Below are 22,261 nucleotides of genomic sequence, written 5' to 3'. Positions count from 1 at the left end.
ATTCAGCTTTATTATAGCTAAAAGCAAAGTTAGTTTCTTAAGCACCATTTATAATAAATTCGGCACAATTGCATCAACGATAATAGGGGTTAAGAAAGTGGTTAGCAACTTCACTTGGTTCAAGAGACAGCAATCCTCAATAGTAAAAGTAAATCATATTGTAAGTCAATACCTGGCTGATCATAAGGCTGCAATTAAAACTCCGGTTTTAAAAAAGTTACTAAAAATACCAATGCTGCTACTGTATTTGTTTAAAACTGTAGAAAAGCAAAAAGAAAGTCTATTTGTTATGTTTGCTAGACTATTACTGACAGCTATAGCAATTTTAACTAGTTAGCTTAACCATATGTGCAACGAAAAATGACGAAAGAGTGTTTCATTCAATACTTAGACATTAAAATAATTGTATTAATATATAATATATATAAATAGTTAGTAATTAAAAACACTCTAACTATTTTGCGTTGCTTTAAGTATTCTTACATCTGTTAAAATATATAAGTGCGTTTAATTATTAATTACTATAATAAATATGATAAACTCCATTTAGGTACATAATATACTGTTTTTAATACATGAAGGTTAAGTATAATGAATAAGAACAAGGAAAAATTGCTGCTGGGTGGGCTTGTGGTCAGTCTCGGCTTACTAGGTAACAGTCCACAAATAGTTAAGGCAGACCATCTTGCTGCTTCTCATCTTGTATCTGGAAATGATACAAAATCTAATATAGATTCACAAAATCCTATTGCTACAAATGAGGATAATGACCAAACAAATACTGCTGCTGATAGTAACTCAAAAGATCAGACAACTTCATTAATTAGTGTGCCGGTAATTTCTACGAAAAATAATGAGAATTCTGATGCAGATGCTAAAGCAGCCTATCAAAAAGACGTGCCTCCTGCAGTTACACATGGTGAAAATGAACAGCAAAAGATTGCTACAAAAGCCAACTTAATATCATCTGATAGTAATGGTGCTCATCTTACATATGATCCTGATCAAGAAGTTGCCACTATTTCTGGTAATATAACAGCTGATAGTAATGATGTACCTAGAACAATTAGCCAATTCTTTCTCACTAATAAACCCAAAAAGATTGTTATCGACGGACCTCTAGCTATCAAGGGATCTGCGGCTGGTCTCTTCAGTGATTTAAACGACTTAGAAGAGTTTGAGGGCTTATCTAACTTTGACACAAGCCAAGTTACGAATATGGCCTCTATGTTCTCTAATGATAAAAATTTAAAAAGTCTAGATTTGAGTAGCTTTAATACGAGTAATGTAACTGATATGAACAAGCTTTTTAAGTCTTGTTCTGCCTTAACAAATCTTGATGTTAGTTCGTTTAATACAGCAAAAGTTAAAGACATGAGTACTATGTTTAACCTTTGCACAAGTTTAACCAACTTAAATCTGAATAATTTTGATACTAAAAATGTTGAAAACATGAATTCTATGTTTTATGCCTGTCGAAACTTGTCGTCTCTGAGCATTAGTAACTTCAATACAGCAAAGGTAACGGACATGACTGCTATGTTTGGCATGTGCCTTAAGTTATCAAATTTAAATGTTGCTAGCTTTGATACCAGCAACGTTAAGCAAGCTGTGGGCATGTTTTTATATTGTATGAGTTTGAACCAATTAGATGTTAGCCACTTCAACACTAGTAATATTACTAGCACGAACGGAATGTTTGCCTTTTGCACCAATTTAGCAAAGATAGATGTTAGTCACTTTAACACGGACAAGGTAACTGACATGATGGAAATGTTTTTAGGAGATAGCAGCTTAACCAGTCTTGATATCAGTAATTTCAATATGAACTCTGTTACCAGTAGCGATAATATGCTAAATGGACTGACAGGTTTAAATTACTTAAAGCTAGGTGCTAAAAATTCTCTACCAAGTACTGGCTTAGACACGCCAGGAATTTGGGTTAATGTCGGTGATGGCTCAACAGGACATCCTCAAGCACTTAAAGACAAGCGCTGGACATCTCCACAACTTTTAACTAACTATAATCCAGCTAAAGACGCCGATACTTACGTGAGATACAATGCGGCTGTTATTACACATTATCAAGACCAAGACAGTAACCAACTAGCACCTAATGATGTGCAAACAGGTGGATTAAACACTCCATATACTACAAAGCCGAAAGATATTACTGGTTACACTTTAGCAGAAACTCCTGCCAATGCCAGTGGTAGCTTTGCTGATAATACTATAACTGATGTTGTTTATCTCTACAAAAAAGCTCCTACCAAGCTGCCAGTAAATCCTAATGTCCCAAGTAAAGCTGCTGATGTGATTGTTCACTACCAAGATGAAAATGGTAACGAACTTACTTCCGACATTGTTTTAAGCGGTAACGTTGGTGACGGGTATACTACTGGAGCCAAAGATCTTGCAGGCTATACTTTAAAGTCCAGACCGACGAATGCGACTGGATTCTTTAGTCCACAGACTCAAGATGTCACCTATATTTACACCAAAAACAATAATAATCCGAGTGGTAATAACCCGACTAATTCTTCTACCAAACCAGAAAAACCAAATAAACAGAAAAAGCCAACCAGGCCAAAGCCACAAAAAGCAGTTTCAAAACAGCATCATGTAAAGAAAACGGGTCGGCGATTCCAGATTATTCGGCATTCTACTATTAAAAGCCATAACTTAAGTAGTACTTCTAAACGCACTAATGTATTGGCCAAGACTGGTGAAAGTAAAGAAAGCAATTTCATGATAATGCTCACGGGCATAATTGTCACAGGAACAGTTGCTGTAATTGGCTGGTTTACACGTAAACGGAAAGGAAAATAAATATATTTAGTCAGTGGCAGTACTACTAAAGTCACTGTATTAAAAATAGCTGGAAATAATTTAGATATATACTTGGTGTCATAAAAAAGCTTACTTTATTTTTACAAAAAGTAAGCTTTTTATTTACCATACATTTATTTGAAACCATGTTTTAAATATAATTATTAAAGTCAATTACAGCATCATAACGCTTTAATTCTGCTGGCTCATAATGGTGAATAACCTCAATAAAAGTGAAGTCTGAATCAAACAAGTAATCATGAATCGCCTGAGAAGTTGCCTTATCTAATGAGGCATTGACTTCGTCCAGTAATAAAATTGGTCGTTTGGCTAAGATAGCCCTTGCCAGTTCAATTCGGGCTAACTGACCACCCGATAATTGGTCAGCATTATCACCTAATTGGTAGTCAAAACCTTTTTCTTTAACCAGCTGTCCCAGTTCTAAATGATCACAAACTGCTGTTACTTCTTCTAAGGGGATGTCTGCACCCAAAGTAAGATTAAACCACAATGAGTCGGCAAAGATGACCGCGCTTTGGCTTGAATATGCAAACAGGTTGGTAAAAGAGCCTGGTTGTACTGCTTTTTGATTAAGCAAATCTTCTTGTGCTTGGCCGTAATCACCATACATTAAATATTGGAGCATGGTGGATTTACCAGAGCCAGATGGTCCAATGACCGCAACTTTTTGTCCTTTTGCAACTGCAAAATTAATTTGACTAGCTAATTCTTTATCCTGCCGTTTTAAAGTCAGATTTTTCACTTCTAATTGCTTAAAGTCATCAGTAGCAACACCGTTTTGCGGTTTTTGCTCACCTTTAGCAATAAACTGATTGATCTTGTTAACGATACCCTTAGTGGTAGATAAATTGTTTCGTTCATTTAAAATTTGCAGGATAGGATTAACGAAAGAATTAGAAAGCTGAGTGATGGCAAATAATGCTCCTAATGTTATTTGACCATTGACTACCAATAATGTCCCAAAAGCAAATGGTAGTAAAAATGCACTGGCAATCGCAATAATATTAAGGTAGGTATTAGTATTATTATTCAGCACATTCATTTTGGCCAGTTTTTCTTCCAGACGTTCAACCGCACGCTTATTTTGTTTAACAGCATTGTCTTGCTTGCCGTATAAATTAAAAGTTCCAGTGCCAGCTAAAATATTTTTGGTTTGGCTGACATACTTGTCGTTAGCCTTAGTCCAATCACCTGAAGCCTTTTGAATTGGTTTTTGGAAAAAGTTGGACACAATTGTAGGGATCGCTGAGCCCACGAAATAAATCAAAGTAACAAACCAGTTTAAATATAAAGCATAACCCAGCGCCAAAATAACGGTATAAGTATAGATCAGAATTTCAATTTCAGCTTCATAACGATTAGTTTCTAATAACTTAAAGTCGTTAGTTAAAAAACCTAAATTAGCACTATCTTCTTCTTTATTTAGCAGCATTCCCTTTAACACTTTAGTTCTCAGCTTAGTGTTAATCTGCTTAACTGCATCGGTTTTTAAGTAATTAAATAATAAGCCTGAAATTAAGATTAAAGTCAGCGCTACTATGATCTGCGTCACTAAAGAAGGTAAGACTGAAAATTGTCTCTTAGTTGCCATATTGATCAAATTGCTAAGCATATAAGCAGCAAAGATATTTAAAGTACTGTATATCAAACCGAAAACATTGAGCCAAAAGAATTTTAAATGTGAATAGTTATGGTAAATCATTATTTTTCTCCCTCAGTTTTGTTAATAATTTTTTCATTCATTAAAGATGATAAATTAATTAAACTTGAGAAGAACCGAGATTACAATACTATTTAACTAAGAGGTCACTATCAGGAAAGCAAGTGGAAAAATTTTTATACTAAAATGCAAAGTCGCTTGGATATTATTTAGCAGTATTTATGTCTCATCAGTTTCTAAGTTCATTGGTAATACCTTAATCATTTCGATTAATAATAATAAGTTCCATAAGACGCTTAAAGTAGCGACAATGGTTGTCAATATTATGACCAGTGTCGTAAAGCCTTGAGCTTCAAACATGAACGCCGCCCCAGTCATAAAGATTAGGCTCAGAATATAAATTAACCAGTTAGCTATTTTATACATTTGGTGATCAGTTTTTACTGCAATAAACTCATCACGCTCGTCTTCATCATCTTTATCTGTGCCCACAGTTTTGGCTTTATAATAAAGATAAAAAGCAAAACTAATAGCAAAAACTGCATAAATAATATTTTTCGGTATATCGGTTTGCCTGCGGTGCTGCAGAACCTCTAAACTGATCAGCACTAACTCAAGAAGTGCTAAAAATGTAAAAAAGCATGCTGCGAAATAATATTTGATCTTTCTTTTCTTATTCTTCTTCATTTTCTACATATTCCTGTAAACAAAATAAGGTTTCAATATCGGTCCTAAAAACTTGCGCTAGTTTATACGCCAAGATGAGCGAGGGTTTGTATTTACCTTTTTCTACTGAGATAATCGTTCGTTCAGTAACACCCACTTTGACAGCAAGTTCACGTTGCGTTAAGTGCAGCTTTTTTCTATTTTCTTTAACTAAATTTGTGATAATCTCACCTTCTTAGTAATGTGAAGTATGCTTCATGTAGTTAGCTTCATATTATATTACTGTAAAAGAAAAAAAGCCAAGTAAAAACTTGGTTTTTATTCATGATTATTTTTACTAATTAAAAGATCACTTATTAACTTGGTTTAATGGCTTATGATCCCGCAAATATGAAATGAGATTTTGTGAAGCCTCAGCCGCAATATTCGTGCGGGCAGACAGTGTTCCTGAACCTGCATGAGGTGACAAAATCACATTATCTAGTTCACATAAAGCTTGTGGCACTTCTGGTTCAGTTTCATATACGTCTAAACCTGCTCCGGCAATATCACCGTTCTGCAATGCGGCAATTAAATCATTTTGTTTAATCAGCTTACCTCGAGCAACATTGATGATATAAGCTGTCTTTTTCATCTGCTTAAATACTTGAGCATCGAAAACGCCTGTTGTAGAAGGGGTTGCTGGGGCGTGCAGGGTAATCACATCTGCTGTTTTAACAAGAGTATCAAAATCTACATAATGAACATTCTTTTTTGCTTCTTCTTGAGAACTTAACTGATGTCTGTTATGGTAAATGACTTTCATGCCAAAGACTTGGGCGTACTTGGCTACTTCAGAGCCGATACGCCCCATACCGTAAATACCAAGCGTTTTTCCCTGGAGTCCCGTCCCCATATTTTCCGGTTTAGAAACATCAACCCATTTTTCAATGCGAATGGTTTTATCATAAAAATGCAAACGTCTCATAGTTGCTAGAATTAGGGCAAATGTCATTTCAGCGGTGGGAATAAGAACGCTTTTAGGACAATTGGCAACAACAATTCCTTTTTGCTTTGCATAGTCAATGTCAATTTTGTCATAGCCAACGCCACTAGCAGAAATAATTTTCAAGTTAGTTCCGGCATCAATTAATTCACGGTCAGCCTGTGTCCCCATGAGTATCAGACCTTCATACTCAGATAGATGTGCTAAAATCCAGGCTCTACCTTCTTTTTCTGGTTTACGGGTCACAGCAAAGTTTTTTCTTAACTCCGTTAAACCAGCTTCTGGCATTCTTCCTGTTACTAAAACTTTTATGTTACTCATATTCTAACCCTCCCTTAGTTTGTAAGCTTTTTTCTCTAGATTGATCATTATCTATAAAGCTTTAAATTGAATTTTCACGTTAATGTTAATTATACTTTAGTATTTGTCTTTCATCAAAAAAGCCTGACAATATTTAAATCTTGTCAGGTATTTTATCTTGTATATTTTCTGTTAGATTTATTAATTGCAGTGGCACTTTTTGGGAAATGCGCAAGATTTCTAAAAAAGACTACCAGTTGATTTATTATGCTAATTCAATATTCAATCTGACCTGATATGAATCCCGAAATTAAGACAAAATTTTTTTGGGGGTTAGTATTATTTGCTTAGTTAAGTCGCCTTTCTCAATACAGTCTGTTATCGAACGCCCAAAAATTATGAGATACATAGCAGATTTTCACGACAAAGAACAAGCAAAAAACGATCAAAATACTCAATTGAGAATTTTGATCGTCTTTTAAAATCTGGAAACTATTTTCTTATATAAGTTTTATATGATAAGACTAGTTATGGATCAACTATTTTACAAGATCAACTTTATAAAAGTTTACGCTCTTGATGTATTTACCTTCGCCAATTCTATAAGCTGTCTTCTTATATTTCTTTAAAGCCTTATATTGATCACCGTAGACGGTCACAGTAGTACCCTTCTTGAGAAGAATACGTGATGTCTTCTTACCATTAGACTTGTAAACGTAAGAGTTTCTCTTCAACTTAGCCTTGGTACCAGTAACATTTCTTACACGAACATATTCATCCTCATCTACTACCTTGTAGAAATGTTGACCATTAAATGTATAAACTTTTAGTTTATCATTTTCAACTACAAAGTTAAGGAAGCTATATGCCTTGGCAGTCTTAGAGGTCTTCTTAAGATCCTTAGTGTAAAGAACAGACTTGAACATTACCTTAGTTGATTTACCCTCTTCTTTGGCATCCTTCTTTTCCTCATTAGCCTTATTCTTATCTGAAGCAGTTGTATTTGCACTTGCTTGTGAACTAGAATTATTAGAGCTAGGAGTGGCATTAGTTGATGGAGTTGATTCAGTACTCTTAGCAGTTAAACCTTTTTCTGCTTTAGCTAATGCATCAGTTGCAGCTTGGACATCTTCCAGTGTAGCGTCTTTGTTTGCTAAAGTATCTTTCGCTTTGTCTAAAGCTTCTTCATAAGCCTTCTTAGAATCATCAGTATAGCCACTCAAATCTTTCTTTTCGCCAGCATCAACATTAGTTTGAAGTTTCTTCTTTGCTTTTAGCAGATTATCATCTGAAGTATCTTTTTCTTTATCAGTCAATGCCTTTTCTGCTTTAGCTAATGCATCGCTAGCAGCTTGTACATCTTTTAATGTAGCATTCTTATCTGCTAAAACATCTTTAGCCTTGTCTAAAGCTTCTTCATAGACCTTCTTAGAATCATCAGTGTAGCCACTCAAGTCTTTCTTTTCGCCAGCATCAAAATTGTCCTGAAGCTTTTCTTTAGCATCAGACAATTTCTCGTCATCTGCACTAGGCTTGGTTTTCTCATTAAGATCCTTGACCTCTACAGATTTAACATCAGATTCATTGCCATATTTATCAACAGTCTTGAATTCAACAGTTCCATTTTCAGTGACTTTGAGTCCGTCAGCTGGCACATCTTTGAATGTCTTGCCATCATCAACACTATAAACTACCGTTGCATCAGGTTCCTTGGTAGTAGCTTCAATGAGAGCAGACTCGCCATCTTTTGCTACAATTTGCTTTATATCAGGCTCATCTAAGACCTTTTCTGGTTCATAGTAAACGATTAAAGCTTGAGTAGTTTCATTCCCTTGAGAATCAGTTACTTTAATATTAAAAGTATTCTTACCCTGTTTCAATTCAGCTTCATACTTAAAGTTCTTCTTGAAGCCTTCCTCGCTGTGGAAGTCTACATCACCCCAAGCAGATTCAATATGATTATTATTGATTGATAGTTCATAGTAGTTGTAGTCATCAGTGACAGTACCAGAAATTGTGTATTTATCCTTGTTAGTGTAGACAGGACCATCATTATCCAGGGCTAAATCAGGTGATTCTGCATCTACATAGAAACTTAGTCTCTCTTGAGTAGTTTCTCTAACAGTTGAGTCACCAATCAAAGCAGATACAATCTTAGCACCGTGAGTACCAACATTTAAAGTTACTTCAAATGTCTGATCAGAATTGATCTTGACGTTCTTACCATCGATTTGCAAAGTAGTAGTTGGTCTCTTTACCTTACCAGTAATAGTCAACTCGCCAGTTTTAGGATCATAATTTTTGGTATCAGCGCTAACGTTGTTGGTACCCCACTTGATGCCGTCACCGAATGTAACGTCATTGCTCTCTACAGTTGTTTTACCACGATCACTAGACTTAATCTTTTGCTCAACACTGGATGAATTACCATCTTCATCAGTTGCTACAATATTAAAGTCATTTTCACCAAAGTGTACTGGTAATTCAATAGAGAAGGTATGATCAGCACCCAGATCAACTGATACGTCATCTTCGCCATTTTGCTTAATTACTAATGACTTAGTATCAGCACTGACCTTACCTGAAAGCTTAATGGTAGCTTCAGAGGTTTGTGCTAATTCAGCTGATGAATCCTTGCTTGCATCGTAAGTATCACTCTTATCAACGGTTAAGCTTTCAACCTTAGCTGGTATAAGACTAACTGTAATTTCTTTTTCTTTAAGGACGGTCTTATGGTCAGCATCAGCATAGAGAGTGACCGTTGTCTTGTAATCATCCTTAGTAAGTGGAAGATTAGCAACAAATGACTTGTCATCTTCACTTTCGATATCTAAGTCGTGAGTCTTGTCATACTTATCAGTATAAGTACCATATACCCTACTTGGATAAGTACCTGTGAATACAAAGAACTTAGTGTCAGGTTCGTATCTGTCAGTTGTTGAAGAGATCTTATCTGGTAACCCACCGCCTTTAAGAACCAAGCCATAGCCGGTTTCACCTGGTTTATTGCTTTCACCTGAAGCAGTTCCTGCATTTGAAGCATTATCAAATAGTGCTACAGCAAAGTCATTAGTACCTGCTTGTAAAGCTTTTACCTGCTCAGGAGATAAGTCGATTTCAATCTTTTGGAAACCATCTTTATCTGCCTTAGTAGTTGGATCGTATGTTAATTGACTTGAGACACCATTTATAGAAACATTAGCGTCACCACTTAAGCCACTAAGATCATCCTTGGCTTCGGCAGACAAGTAGTATCGAGTCTTTTCTTGGCCATTGTTATCCTTTTCTGTACTTGATTCTAGCTTTAAGTTCTTTAATAAAGGTTTAACACTATCCACCTTAACGGGAATATCGTAATGCTGTTCTGTATTTGTGCCATCAACGGTAGCAGAAATTCTGTAAGTATATGTTCCATCAGGCACTTTAACTGTCTTGTTAGCTTGTTGGTCAAAGTATGTACCGTCCCACTCAGGAGCTTCATCAAAGTAAGTGTATCTTTGAGCTTGTGCGTAATAGTAAGTCTTAGTAGCATTACTCAACGAAGCTAAAGTATTGATTACTTTGCCATCTTTATCCAAAATTTGAGCCTTAACGTTATTAGCATTTCTGTATAAATAATAAGTTGGTTTAAACCATTGGAATTGAACATTATTCGCAGTAGAAATTGCGAATTTTGAAGAATCAAATACATAATTACCGTTTTCATCAATGCTTAAACCTGGGTTACCATTAAAAGAGTCATTACCAGCGGTTACAATAGTACCCAAGATATTATTGTAAGGTTGGAATACATCTGGATCATTTAAGCTAGCAAAGATAGGTAGATCTGAACTTGCCCAGTCGCCAAAGAATCCCATGTATGGTAAACGTAATTGTGAACCGTCTGATCCATTAAAGTTCAAGAATCCTTCAACATACTGATTTTCTTTAAAATCAGTCGGCAGTGCTAATGTAATAGTAAGTTCCTTAGTTGAATTTGCAGGTACAACTACGTAATCATCAGTTTGAACTGAAGCATCATCAATTTTCTTGTCATACAAAACTGAACTACTATCAGTAGCAGAAGTATAAATATCCGATTCTTTACCATTATTGTTTAGCTTATAAGTTAAATCCTTATTTGTTCTATTGGTAAACTTAACTTGGAATTTAAGATTTCTATCTGTGAAGCTCTTAAGTTCAACACCTGGATAGCCGTTGCTACCAACAACGGTTGAAGGATTTTTAGCCAATGCCTGAATAGCAGCTTGTGCATTGATGAACCCAGCACCTTGTCTACGAGGTGAGACAATCACATTATCATGACTAACATCAGGTTGAATACTTGCAGTATTCATTTCCAAAGTTTTGATAAATGCTGTTCTTTCATCTGGACTCATCTTTTGATAAATTTCATAGAAAGAACCCTTTTTATCATTCATTGCTTGACTTACAAGTGCTTGTGTACCAGCAATAAATGGAGAAGCCATAGAAGTACCTGACATGTTAGTATAGCCATTATTATTTTGAGTTGACCAAAGATTTCCACCTGGTGCTGAGATATCTGGCTTAAATGCCAAATTAGAAACAGGACCATAGGAAGTAAAGTTAGACATTAAGTCCGTCTTAAGGGCTGAATTATCTAATGGCTGCACAGCAATGCTTACCTTTAATGCTTCATCAGGATGATTATCAACATATTCTACTAACTTGCTTCCAGCATCCCCTGATAATCCAACAGTAGGGAATCCAGCATTGAGCTGCATGTTAGTTAATGCACCAGCTTGATTATTAACAATGACTAAACCCGCAGCCCCTGCTTCCTGTGCAAATTTTTGTTTATCAGTAAAAGTAAGAGTCCCACGCTTAACGATAGCAATTTTACCCTTAACATCTGATGTATATTGATTTGCAGAGCCTATACCTAATTGTCCATTGTTATCTTTAACAACGTAGAACTGCTTGTCATTAAAGAATGAACGATCAGTACCTCCTGAAAGTTGAGTAGTTTCTGGGCCTAATATTACAGTTTTACCATCAGATGAAGTAAAAGTTATACCATCAGTAGTAACTTTATTATTCTCTGCTGATGCAACCGTTGTGGCAGTTCTGGCAGTACCCGGACTACCTAAAGTTCCCATATCTGGATTGCCATAATATGCCTTATTGTTTCCATCAGCTTTTGAGTTTGAGGTCCCAGAGTTACCAGCAGAAATTACAGCGGCAGTACCTGTCTTAGTAGCACGGTCAACAGCTACAATTTCTGGATCATCATCAGTTTGCTGACCAGAAGTAGAACCTAGGGACATGTTCAAAACATCAGCACCAAGTTTAGCTGAATCATCAATTGCTCCAATGATGTTAGTAGAATCAGTAGTAGCAGAACTAGCTGAATTAGAAAAGGCCTTCATTGCTAATAATTGCGCTTCTGGAGCAACACCTACAACCGAATTAACAGAATCTGAAGTACCATTGGCAGCTACGATACCTGCAACGTGCATACCGTGTTGCTCGCTAGGATTATTATCAGTAATATTGTCATTGTTATCTGAATAGTTATGACCATATGGGACCTTTTCAGTAAAGTAGCGCCCATAACCAGCTTGTTTTGTGAAGTCAGCAACCTTTTCTCTAGTTAATTTCGCTTTAGATTCATCACTCAACCGTAAATCCTTATGATTAGGATCAATACCTGTATCGATGATAGAAACTACAGTGCCTTCACCTTTGTATTTATAATTATTCCAAACTGCTGAAACATTAGCCATATCATCAGCTGAAGAGTCATTAGCATAGTAGACTTTTGCCAAAGTTACTGATTTAACGCCTGGAATGGCTCTTAATTTTTGAATATCTTTAACCTTTGCTTTAGTAGCAAAACCGTTAACTACATAACCATAGCTTTTGCCAATTGCTTGGTTGGTAATTGCCTTTACCTTTGCTTTAACTGAACCTTGTTGTGCAATTACTTGTTTTGTAGCCTGTTCAATTTCTGCACTACTTGAATTTGTGCTTACTGAACCATTTGTAGCTGCAGGTGCAATAGACAATTGAACAATTACATCAACATACACAGTTTGCTTTTCGTCAGAAGTTAAATGCTTAAGATTAACTCCTTTTGCAGCTAATTGTGCTTCAATTGCTTTGTTTGTTATGCCCACTGTAGCTGACTCTGCTGCTTTAGAGCTGTTTGCAACAGTTTTTGTTTGACTGTCAACAGTAGCTTTAACGTGCTGTTCAGCATTAGAGAATACAGATACGACAGATAGTGCAGCAGCACAAACTAGCACTCCCACATACTTATTTCTTTTCATAGCTAGTCCCCCAACTTAATTAACAATAGTGTGTTTGCCTGATTAAATTAATAACATTATCAATTAATTAAATATTATATAGGATAAAATTAAAAATAACAATTGTTTTAGTAAAAAATATTATTTTTAATTATTTTAATTTCTTATTTTTGTAATTTATGGACTGCTTTGCCCGCTATTTTGGTAATCTCTTGTTTATTGCTTGTTATTTTTTGTGATTTTATTGAATTAAAAGTTGCAATCTGTTTTAATATTTTTAATAATTAGATGAAAATCTTCATTGGAGGAGATAAAATGAACAAATTATTAAAAGGTGTAATAACTGCTGTAACTGGCATTTCCTTACTGAGTTTAGCAGGTTGTTCAAAATCAAATAATACAGAAGTTGCTCAATATGGAAAAGATAAAAAAATTACGCAACAAGAGTTTTATAAGGAACTTAAGTCAGCTCCTTCAAGTAAAAACGTTTTAGCTAATTTGTTGATTTATGACGCTCTAAAGGCCCAATATGGGGAAAAGTTGAATTCTAAAGAAGTTACTCAAGAATACAATAATTATAAAGAGCGCTATGGCTCACAATTTGATGAATTTTTAGCACAAAATTCATACACTAAGTCATCTTTTAAGAGAATGATTCAAATTAACCTACTTAGTGAAATTGCATTGAGGTCTCAAATAAAACCCACAAATAAAGAATTAAAAGCAGTGTGGAAAACATATCAACCAAAGATTACTGTGCAGCATATTTTAGTAACTAGTCAATCAACAGCTAAAGAAATTATCAATCAATTAAACAATGGGAAAAGCTTTGCAAGTTTAGCAAAAAAGTATTCTGTAGATAGTTCTACCAGCACTAATGGCGGAAAATTAGCACCTTTTAATCAAGAAAATAAGAATTGGGATTCTACTTTCAAAAATGCTGCATATAAGCTTAAAAATGGTGAATATACCAACACTCCAGTAAAAGTTACTAATGGCTATGAGATAATAAAAATGATTAATCATCCAGCTAAAGGGAGTTTTGAAAACAATAGAGCAGAACTAACAAATAACCTTTATGCCAAATGGGCTGCAAATTCTACTGTTATGAGAAATGTAATCAGCCAAGTTTTGAAAGACCAAAACGTCAAAATTACAGACAAAGATTTAAAATCTGCATTGAATCAATACAAAGGATCTACAAAATCAGGATTAAATTAGAGTTTTGTTGCTTATAAAATCTAGTTGAACACTTACCAACAATTCAAAGTTTCTTTAAATGTCTAATCAATCAGTTCAAGTAATAGTGAACTGATTTTTCTTTTTCAAATAACGGTCTTATTATTAGTCGTGTAGCATCTGTAAGTGATAACAATGTCAATCGGGGCTCATCTAAAATGTATAATTATAAATATCATTATAATCACAACTATATTTATAGTTTAAATGTAATTTACAATATTCACACAATAATGCATTTGGTAGTTCTGCTATTGATATTTACTAAAGCCGGCAATATCAAAACCACAGTATTCTTGGACAACAAAATGCAGGTAGTTCAATTGAACTACCTGTCTTCATCTTGCTATATTTATAATCAATACTACTTAACAAGGAACTTTATTTTTTCTTTTCTTCAAAAAACGAGTTATTGCTGTATACATAGCAATGACCATAACTACAGATACATAAACTGTACCCAACATGATTTCTGTGAACCAAAAATCCTTTATTGCGCTTGCCTCATGGACTCCAAAAATCATAGTACCAAAACTATAATATGCAGAAAAAAGTGTTATCAAAACTAGTCCGACCACTATAATCAGTAATAAACTTGTTAGCCAATCTAAAAACTTTTTAATAGAATTCAAACTTGTCACACCTTCCATTTCGCTAGAATACATAGCAAATATTTACTTAAAATAGTTTAATTTCAAAGTTTGTTGCTGCTCTTAATTTCGGCTTTGCTTACTAAAAGTATTTTTTGCTATCTGGACTAATTATTTTAATAGCCATACTTACTGATATGCTTAATCCTTTGTTTTAAGATATAAATATAATTTTAAAACTTTTTTATTATAGACACGTATCTTATGGTTAAAGACAACGATTTATAATCTGCACTGAATCAATACAAAGGATCTACAAAATCAAGGTCAATTTAGAGTTTAGTTGCTTATAAAATCAACTTAAACACTTACTAAAAGTTCAAAGTTTCTTTAAATATCTAATCAATCAGTTCACGTAATAATTAACTAATTTTTCTTCAAATAACTAACGATATTATTAGTAGTCGTGTAGCATCTGTAAATGACAGCAATGTCAATCACAGCTCATTTAAAATTATAAATATATTTATAATTTTAAATTTAATTTGCATATTCACCTATTTTTCACACAATAATGCATTTGCTATACTTAAAATAGAAATGTTTTATGGCCAAAAATATAGATACCATAATCTGCAAGAACTAATTAACAGAATACATTCGCTACTATAACGAAGAAAGAAATAAAGAGAGAGTAAAAGGTCTGACACCGAAAAAATATCTGGTTCAAGCCTTAAAGAAATGATATTAACTTTTTGTCCTCAGTATATCTCGTTGAGAAAGTTATTCTCTTTTTTCTTCGACATTTTATCTATTCCTACTATTTATTTACAATTACTTATATTAAAATATGTTTTCTTTGTTTCAAAAGGTAAATATATTTGTGAAACACATTTCATTTTTTCAGAAAAGCTATTAGTTCAGACAGAGAAGCCTATACTAAAGCCTACTTATCAGCATACCTTTAAATTACAGGGAAATACGAAAAAGAATGCGGCACAAGAATAATTCACTTGATAATGGTTTCATGGAGAACTTCTTTTAACTCTATAAACAAAACGCTCTATGACCATGAAAATTGCTATCATAATCAACACTACTTATTACAATCAAGAACGGATAAAACTTAGACTAAAAGACTTGACGCCGATTGAATATCGACATCAAGTCTCAACTAAGTAATTGAACTCATCAGTTCAGTTTATGGACACCACTTCAAATATTATAAATTATTTTTCTATATAATATTTATTTATGTACTCACTTAGATTCTTTTCTTTACACAAATTTACAATATTGTTCTTCTTCTCTCCTGTAAAAAATTGATCTATTATCATATTGTATTCTTCTACTTCCCAATCTTCTGGTTGAATTACTTCTTGAATTTCAGGTAGTTTATTTTTTAGTTCCTTTACTATTTTATTTTTCTGTTTTTCATCTTCAAATATTACAACATCTCTTAATAGTTGAGTTTTTTGTCCACTATCTGCAGCATAGCAAAAACCGTTATTCATATAAAAAAATAGTTCTTCAATATAATACTCTAATGAATTCCTCAATAGGAAACGAAAAGATAAATCATCTTCAATTGATTTTTGATCTAATGAATCTTCTAATGGACGAACAGTAAGGAATCTTGAATCATCTAAAAATGCTACTGGAATTTTTTTCATTAGGGAATTTCTATATTTTATTTCCAAAGTTGCTGGAATTACGCTCTTTTCTTGCTGAGATAACGAGTATGACTCCACCAATTTTTTATTAATACTATCTTTTATATCCATACAATAATTTGTATCAGGCTTATATGAAAATCTAAATTCGTTATCATCATATTTCCAATTATCTTTTTCAGATAATTTGGCTTTATATTCTTTTTGAAGTGTTTCGCTTTCTTTCATTTTATCTCCCTACTCAATATATCTTCATATCCAACTTTTATACTAAATGAGTTATATAAAATATTTAAATAATTATATCATAGAGCTTTAATTGTGTGTAAGAGAATTTATCATAATTAATTTTTTAGTTCTGCCTTTTAAAACACATATAATCATATAAACTAAATGAGAAGCATAACTTAAGCAATTTACTAAAACTAAAAAAGTCGACTATTCCTATTTTAAACTTTTGTAAGGCTAGCATTTTACTTGTTTTCTGATTTCTTTCGTGCTGAGTAATTCATAAATGATCATAATTTTAAACTTATTGTTTCCTGGCATTAAGTCGTCTTTGCCCTTCTGTAAGTTTAGAATTAAACTTCGCATTTGATTGCCGTTTGTGTCCAATTAACGAATAGTTTCATCACCATCATGCGCACCCGAATTTCCAGAAGCTCTAATAGCATCCTTTATTTGAATAACATACTCTAGTTGATAGGAGTTAAACGACCAATCATATCAAATAGTCTTTCACTAAGATTTTTTAAAACATGTTTTCTTATTAATCTTTCTAGCAATACTCGAATAAGTGCTTCTAAAGATCTCAAAGATAAAACAAATACACTTCCAGCTTCACAAAAAATCTCTTAATAATCAGCTTTGCCCAGAAAAACAATGTCGCTGTCAATACGGTTCACATCAGTTTAGCAACAGCTATGATTATTTACCTGAGCACCTGACCTTTGACGAGTTTAAAGACGTGAATCGCACTTTACATTTTGTTTGTCATGATGCCGACAGGCACGAGGTAGTTCAGATTCTAAGGACGAGCTATAAAAAACAATTATTGTCTTCTTCAAAAAGTTTCCTCCAATGGCTTTGCAAGGTATCAAAACTGTTTTTATGGACCTGAATTTTTACTATCAGGACATTGTTAGAGACGCTTTCCTTACGCTGAGATCTTCATTGACCGTTTTCACATGCTTCAAATGCATACGCGCTCTTTCAACTTTCTGCACGTTAAAGTCATGGAGAAATTCAAAAAGACCAGTAAGGAATACAGACTGCTTAAATTTCCTTAGAAACTGTACCTCAAGAATACTAGGAACTTGACCGGATTCATCCGTAGTATAATTGACACTACAAAGAGACTTTGATCGTCAAAGATCCGTAGGCAAACAAAAAAGTCATTCATGCTAAAAAAGACGTCAGCAGCCAAATACACTAAACACTGTTAATTTTTAAGCATAATCTTAAAACGGTAATCAACTGAATAACATCGAATTATTCCAATCGATGCTTAGAATATTTCAATCACAAAATTAAACAAATTAAGCGCATAGCTTTTGACTATGCCAATTTCCACAATCTGCCAGCAAGGATTAGATTGGAAAAATCAGGTAAAAGGAAAAGAACCAAACAGGTTGTTAGCTGCTTAGTTCTTTTCCTTTACTCTTTATCAACAATATTTGACAAAGATCATTTAATAAAAAACTGAAAGATAATACACTTCTCCGTTTTTATTTTAAAAATAATCCATCTAAAAAGATGGCTCTATTGAAGCAAATGCTCCAGATCCGATATCATTTAAATTAATGATATCGGCGTTCGTACTATACGAACTGTCATATACTAGCCCTAATAAGAGCTAAATACTTTGCATAAATTATTATATATAATTATTGCAAATAAATCAAGAAAAAAATTTATTTAATTTCAAAATAATATTCTTTAAATCGTCTTTATCCAAATTGCCAAGATATTTTAAAATTCTTGCTTTTGATATTGTTCTAATTTGCTCACACTTGACACATGAGTCAAAATCTAAAAAAGTATATTTTGATTTATATAAAAAGTATTGACTTGAATATTTTGGTCTATGCGTTTTTTTGTTAATTACCAGTGTTTTAGTTATTGGTAAAGCTACTACGTTATCAGAATTTAAATTATTAGTTCTGTTTGAAACTATTAAGCCCGGTCTTTTTTTATTAATCTCGCTTCCAATATTTTCTCCGAAATTAATCAAGTAGATGGATCCTCTAATTGCATATCTTTGATGAACCATACTTTTACAATTAATACAATTTTTAGATAAGTTTTCTTTTTGTCTTTCCCAACTACGCAAATTACCAATTTTGTTCTTAACTTCATTCATATTTATTCACCATCATTATCTATTATTTTTAAACCTCGACCATTAAAATATGGATAGCCTATGATTTTTTTCTCCATACACTTATAAATTTTACTTTCCACATTAAAACTCAATTTTCTATAAACAGCATAAGCCATTAAATCAGCGAATTCTAACATAAAATAAGAAAGGTGGTCATCAGAAGTTCTTTTGGGATTAAAATATATCCCATGATTAACTGAACTAAAATTTGATCCAGGAATATAATATGTCCCTTTTTTAAAAGTATTAGCAGCGCTTCTAAGTAATTGCTTGTCTGCACCACCATTTCTAGACTCAAATAATAATATCCCTTTTTCATTATTTTTAACGTTAAACGAATATCTTTCAAGCATTAAGGCTAGAGCATATTCATAAATAGGATATGGATTAGTATATTTTTTAACATGAGCAGTTTTATTTATACAAATAGATATTGCTTTTATTGAACTATCACAGATAATTTGACATAAATCATTTAAAAAAGCATCATAATTTTTTATATATTTTTTTGAAAAAGCATTATCACGATGTCTCATTTCTTTACTGTGCAAGACAACCTTTTTGCCATAACACATGCCATCTTTTGGCCAATACTTATTTTTTAGGCCAATTATTTTTTCTTTTACATTTATCATTGTATGAAGATCAAAAATTATACCTGATAACACAAACCAAACTGGCTGTTCATTATTTCTCAATAAGTTTCTTTTTATACTCTTAATTTCGCTAGTCCCTGACTCATCAAGGGCCATTATGTAGTCTATATCTTTTGGCCATTCTTTGAGGAGGTAATCATAAGTTTCCATTATTTTTCTTTCTAAATAATATACCCTATATTTTAATTATTTTGCTTTTGTTATTTAACATAAAAATTTAAAGTCTCAAAAGTTAAACAACTTATATTATATACATATATTATACACAAAAAACATATCCAGAAAAGCAATTTTTTAATCTGAATAATTTTTGCTTTCCTAATACTATTTTACATTTGTCATCTTATCAATTTTTATTACTATTCAGATCATCAATATGATTAAAAATACTTTTGAAAAGAGAAAAGATAAAAAAGACTGCTATAACTGTACTACAGTATTTGTGATCTTCAAAAATAGTTCAAATAATTATTAGGATTATTAAATTTGATCGCTCAAAAGTTAAAATAAAGATTTAGAAATAATAATGCGAAAAAATCATACATAACAATATACCTCATAAGTATAGTTTAGTTAAACTTACTAAAAAGTGAAAATCATATCATTATAAGGGATTTTGATATCAATATTTTTTTAAATAGAATTTTTTTGCCAGTACATTACTTTTTTGGATTAAGTGATCAGTGGCAGTTGACTATAGATTTGTAAGAATAGTTGAACAAAATACCGTGTTAGGTCTACTTCCAGCTGGCAAGCATAAACAAAACATTCCTTTAAAAAATATATCTGATGCTTCAATTGATATATCTTACTCCGTTAAAGACTTAATTTTTTGCGTGATTATAGCAATGACTGGATTGGGAATGTTTAACTCTGATACAGCAATCGGTGTTATTATCTTATTAATTGGTATCGGAATCTTTTTAAATGGTATTATGACTAAATTATCAATTGAAAAGGGTGGCATATCATACGAAATATCTGTTCCATTTTATAACAAGCAAAACATGATTGATATTCAACATGCTATTGAGTAAGCATTGACAACAGACATATATAAAACAGATCAAAGCTTATACCATTACCGTTTAGCAGAAGACAATGTAGATGAAGTAAAATAACAATTTAATAGTTTTAAAATATAAAATATAAAATAGATAAAATCTACGTTTATCAATAAAGTAAACATATGTTTTATCTATTTTTTGTTATATCTATTTATACCTATATATAAGCATCCTTTTGTAAATTATACATATTGCGATAATCAGCATTACTCCTGATTAATTTTTCGTGTGCATCCAAAGCTGCAGTAGGTTCATCTAAGAACTCCATTTGAGCATTAGTATACATGTCCCGTGCAAGTGCTATTCTTTGCCACTGTCCTCCTAAAAGTTCTGTACCATTGGCAAATTCCTTACTTAAAATTGTATTTAAGTCAATCTTTTTATCTTTAAGCAATGTTTCTAGTCCTACCTTCTTCAACGCAGATTTAATTTTTGCGTTACCGCCTGGACGAAAAACTGCTACATTGTCGGCCAAACTCAACTTAAATTTAGAATAATCCTGAAAAGTGGCGGATAAATTTTGTCGGTAATTTGCAAGAGAAAATTCACGTAAATCATTACCATTGAGTTCGCTTCTTCCCTTACTTGGATTATAAAAACGAAACAATAATTTTATTAAAGTTTACTTGCCCGAACCATTTTTACCAACTACAGCGATTTTTCCCCTTGCTTAATTTGAAAATTCAAATCATGCAAGACTTCATTTTTGGAAAACGGATAGGCAAATGAAACGTGCTCTAATTTAATTTGTTTAATCGGTTCGACTATTTTTTTAGTACCACTTTGTAAGTCATCATGGTAATCCTCAAAGCGCTGATATTTTTCTACCCTTAAAAGTGAATCATAAAGCAGGCTGGATTACTGCTACTCCAAATATGATCAAATTGACTGGTCGCCACGAAGCATCATCTTTTAACATCTTTAAATCATCATAGTAAGAATTGTCATCAAAAATGCTAAGAAACTTCAAATCTTGGGATTTAGTCATTAAGTTGACATTGATAAAGCCCGTTAATTTATCAGTTAAAATCCCGTGAACAGAAGTAGCTATCGGTGCAATAGCTGCGTTAAAGCGGTAGCTATAATCCAAATTATTAGATTAACAACAAAATTTTGGTGATTAGAAACATCATTAATGACATTTTGTCCTGTATTGACTGCAAGAACGGATGCAATTGCTTGGAAAGGAGCCAATAAAACAACAAAAGCAGCTAAACTGCGAGCTGCTTTAAAAAATAATTTATAAGTTGCCAAGAACAGATCGAAGTAATGTTGAAAAGAGTGTAACTTTTTCATAGTTAATTACCCTTCTAATTTTCAAAAATAATAACTTTTTAAATTAAAAAATTAGAGATAACATAATTAATTCTATTTGGGCATGATTACTTTTAGCAACTCACTAAATATTGGTAATTTAAGCCAGAATTATGCAAGTGAAAAATGCTATTTGCAGAAAAATAATTTCCTACAATAAATGTCAGCACTCTTTATGCCAGTTTCCACTAATAAAATTAAAAATAACGAAATTAGGCAACGTAAACCATTGGCGCATTTTGCTAAATGCGTCTCAATAAGTTCTTGTCTAAATTATTTCATGTTACCTCTAATTTATAGTGGGTATACTGGCTTCATCTGTGGTTGCTTGCTTTCTATTGTAATTAAATTAATAATAATCTCGTATTGCGAAAAAGCAATGCAAGATGTAATGATACTAATTTATACTTTCTGCCACAAATTGACTTTCATAAAAAGTAGAAAAATCTCTGGAATTTGCGGTGCAAAATAATTAAATTTTGCACCGCAAACTTGTTTACTGCATCGAAAAATATTTATTACTACACAAAAAGTGGTTATAAATCCCGTTATATCAGCCTAAAAGTCTACCTAAGAATTTTTGCACGGAACAAAGTTAAAACATAT

16 protein-coding genes and 1 pseudogene are annotated in these 22,261 nt (G+C 32.8%); 7 read left to right on the top strand and 10 right to left on the bottom strand.

What is annotated here, in order from left to right; all coding sequences use genetic code 11:
- Window positions 1-97 precede the first annotated feature (97 nt).
- Together H3T43_RS04100 and H3T43_RS04095 are read left to right on the top strand one after the other, a co-directional pair.
- Complete coding sequence (locus tag H3T43_RS04100; RefSeq protein ID WP_198212816.1) at window positions 98-337, top strand: hypothetical protein; 240 nt, start codon at window positions 98-100, stop codon at window positions 335-337.
- A 254-nt stretch (window positions 338-591) separates the two neighbouring features.
- Window positions 592-2,829 (top strand): BspA family leucine-rich repeat surface protein, encoded by a 2,238-nt coding sequence (locus tag H3T43_RS04095; RefSeq protein ID WP_198212814.1) that lies wholly within the window; start codon window positions 592-594, stop codon window positions 2,827-2,829.
- Between the two features lie 151 nt (window positions 2,830-2,980).
- Here H3T43_RS04095 and H3T43_RS04090 read toward each other — a convergent pair whose 3' ends face one another.
- The 5 genes from H3T43_RS04090 to H3T43_RS04070 all read right to left on the bottom strand — a co-directional run bounded on the left by H3T43_RS04090 (window position 2,981) and on the right by H3T43_RS04070 (window position 12,754).
- Window positions 2,981-4,552: an ABC transporter ATP-binding protein gene (locus H3T43_RS04090; RefSeq protein ID WP_198212812.1), complete on the bottom strand. Its 1,572-nt coding sequence runs from the start codon at window positions 4,550-4,552 to the stop codon at window positions 2,981-2,983.
- Window positions 4,553-4,729: 177 nt separating this feature from the next.
- Window positions 4,730-5,197 carry a hypothetical protein gene (locus H3T43_RS04085; RefSeq protein WP_198212810.1) on the bottom strand — a complete coding sequence of 156 codons (468 nt, stop codon included), beginning with the start codon at window positions 5,195-5,197 and terminating at the stop codon, window positions 4,730-4,732.
- The gene (locus tag H3T43_RS04080) at window positions 5,184-5,399 is read right to left on the bottom strand and encodes a helix-turn-helix transcriptional regulator (protein ID WP_198212842.1); all 216 of its coding nucleotides are present in this window, start codon (window positions 5,397-5,399) and stop codon (window positions 5,184-5,186) included. Before H3T43_RS04080 ends, H3T43_RS04085 begins: the two co-directional genes overlap by 14 nt.
- Before the next feature lie 126 nt (window positions 5,400-5,525).
- Window positions 5,526-6,482 (bottom strand): NAD(P)-dependent oxidoreductase, encoded by a 957-nt coding sequence (locus H3T43_RS04075; RefSeq protein ID WP_198212808.1) that lies wholly within the window; start codon window positions 6,480-6,482, stop codon window positions 5,526-5,528.
- Between the two features lie 518 nt (window positions 6,483-7,000).
- Window positions 7,001-12,754, bottom strand: coding sequence for a S8 family serine peptidase (locus H3T43_RS04070; RefSeq protein WP_198212806.1), 5,754 nt, complete (start codon window positions 12,752-12,754; stop codon window positions 7,001-7,003).
- 294 nt (window positions 12,755-13,048) lie between these two features.
- Between H3T43_RS04070 and H3T43_RS04065 the strand changes: the two genes are divergently transcribed.
- Window positions 13,049-13,954 (top strand): peptidylprolyl isomerase PrsA, encoded by a 906-nt coding sequence (locus tag H3T43_RS04065; RefSeq protein ID WP_198212804.1) that lies wholly within the window; start codon window positions 13,049-13,051, stop codon window positions 13,952-13,954.
- A gap of 386 nt (window positions 13,955-14,340) precedes the next feature.
- Here the strand turns inward: H3T43_RS04065 and H3T43_RS04060 are convergent, their stop codons facing one another.
- Entirely contained in the window at window positions 14,341-14,613 is a 273-nt protein-coding gene (locus H3T43_RS04060; protein ID WP_198212802.1) for a hypothetical protein, read from the bottom strand.
- A gap of 607 nt (window positions 14,614-15,220) precedes the next feature.
- Between H3T43_RS04060 and H3T43_RS09590 the strand changes: the two genes are divergently transcribed.
- Both H3T43_RS09590 and H3T43_RS04050 read left to right on the top strand, forming a co-directional pair.
- The gene (locus H3T43_RS09590; protein ID WP_198212840.1) at window positions 15,221-15,307 is read left to right on the top strand and encodes a hypothetical protein; all 87 of its coding nucleotides are present in this window, start codon (window positions 15,221-15,223) and stop codon (window positions 15,305-15,307) included.
- Between the two features lie 320 nt (window positions 15,308-15,627).
- Window positions 15,628-15,744, top strand: coding sequence for an IS3 family transposase (locus H3T43_RS04050; protein WP_198212800.1), 117 nt, complete (start codon window positions 15,628-15,630; stop codon window positions 15,742-15,744).
- Between the two features lie 47 nt (window positions 15,745-15,791).
- Here the strand turns inward: H3T43_RS04050 and H3T43_RS04045 are convergent, their stop codons facing one another.
- Entirely contained in the window at window positions 15,792-16,463 is a 672-nt protein-coding gene (locus tag H3T43_RS04045) for a hypothetical protein (RefSeq protein ID WP_198212798.1), read from the bottom strand.
- A 1,252-nt stretch (window positions 16,464-17,715) separates the two neighbouring features.
- Here H3T43_RS04045 and H3T43_RS09585 point away from each other — a divergent pair.
- A complete protein-coding gene (locus H3T43_RS09585) occupies window positions 17,716-17,940 on the top strand; it encodes a transposase (RefSeq protein ID WP_198212838.1) in 225 nt (74 codons plus the stop codon).
- 195 nt (window positions 17,941-18,135) lie between these two features.
- Here the strand turns inward: H3T43_RS09585 and H3T43_RS04035 are convergent, their stop codons facing one another.
- Both H3T43_RS04035 and H3T43_RS04030 read right to left on the bottom strand, forming a co-directional pair.
- On the bottom strand, window positions 18,136-18,597 hold the full coding sequence (locus tag H3T43_RS04035; RefSeq protein WP_198212796.1) for a type II toxin-antitoxin system PemK/MazF family toxin: 462 nt from the start codon (window positions 18,595-18,597) through the stop codon (window positions 18,136-18,138).
- Window positions 18,598-18,599: 2 nt separating this feature from the next.
- The gene (locus tag H3T43_RS04030; RefSeq protein WP_198212794.1) at window positions 18,600-19,424 is read right to left on the bottom strand and encodes a DUF3800 domain-containing protein; all 825 of its coding nucleotides are present in this window, start codon (window positions 19,422-19,424) and stop codon (window positions 18,600-18,602) included.
- A gap of 533 nt (window positions 19,425-19,957) precedes the next feature.
- Here H3T43_RS04030 and H3T43_RS04025 point away from each other — a divergent pair.
- Entirely contained in the window at window positions 19,958-20,311 is a 354-nt protein-coding gene (locus H3T43_RS04025) for a hypothetical protein (RefSeq protein ID WP_198212792.1), read from the top strand.
- 187 nt (window positions 20,312-20,498) lie between these two features.
- Here the strand turns inward: H3T43_RS04025 and H3T43_RS04020 are convergent.
- A pseudogene (locus H3T43_RS04020) lies at window positions 20,499-21,637 on the bottom strand (ATP-binding cassette domain-containing protein).
- Between the last annotated feature and the right edge of the window lie 624 nt (window positions 21,638-22,261).

The organism is Lactobacillus sp. M0396 (genome assembly GCF_016101625.1).
Classification (GTDB): domain Bacteria; phylum Bacillota; class Bacilli; order Lactobacillales; family Lactobacillaceae; genus Lactobacillus; species Lactobacillus huangpiensis.
Note: the sequence above shows the minus strand (reverse complement) of the source record. Positions and strands in the feature narration are given on the sequence as shown.

Coding starts and splice junctions, on each gene's coding strand:
- H3T43_RS04090 (WP_198212812.1), bottom strand. CDS start 4,552: ATGATTTACCATAACTATTCACATTTAAAATTCTTTTGGCTCAATGTT.
- H3T43_RS04045 (WP_198212798.1), bottom strand. CDS start 16,463: ATGAAAGAAAGCGAAACACTTCAAAAAGAATATAAAGCCAAATTATCT.
- H3T43_RS04075 (WP_198212808.1), bottom strand. CDS start 6,482: ATGAGTAACATAAAAGTTTTAGTAACAGGAAGAATGCCAGAAGCTGGT.
- H3T43_RS04095 (WP_198212814.1), top strand. CDS start 592: ATGAATAAGAACAAGGAAAAATTGCTGCTGGGTGGGCTTGTGGTCAGT.
- H3T43_RS04070 (WP_198212806.1), bottom strand. CDS start 12,754: ATGAAAAGAAATAAGTATGTGGGAGTGCTAGTTTGTGCTGCTGCACTA.
- H3T43_RS04065 (WP_198212804.1), top strand. CDS start 13,049: ATGAACAAATTATTAAAAGGTGTAATAACTGCTGTAACTGGCATTTCC.
- H3T43_RS04030 (WP_198212794.1), bottom strand. CDS start 19,424: ATGGAAACTTATGATTACCTCCTCAAAGAATGGCCAAAAGATATAGAC.
- H3T43_RS04050 (WP_198212800.1), top strand. CDS start 15,628: ATGACCATGAAAATTGCTATCATAATCAACACTACTTATTACAATCAA.
- H3T43_RS04085 (WP_198212810.1), bottom strand. CDS start 5,197: ATGAAGAAGAATAAGAAAAGAAAGATCAAATATTATTTCGCAGCATGC.
- H3T43_RS04035 (WP_198212796.1), bottom strand. CDS start 18,597: ATGAATGAAGTTAAGAACAAAATTGGTAATTTGCGTAGTTGGGAAAGA.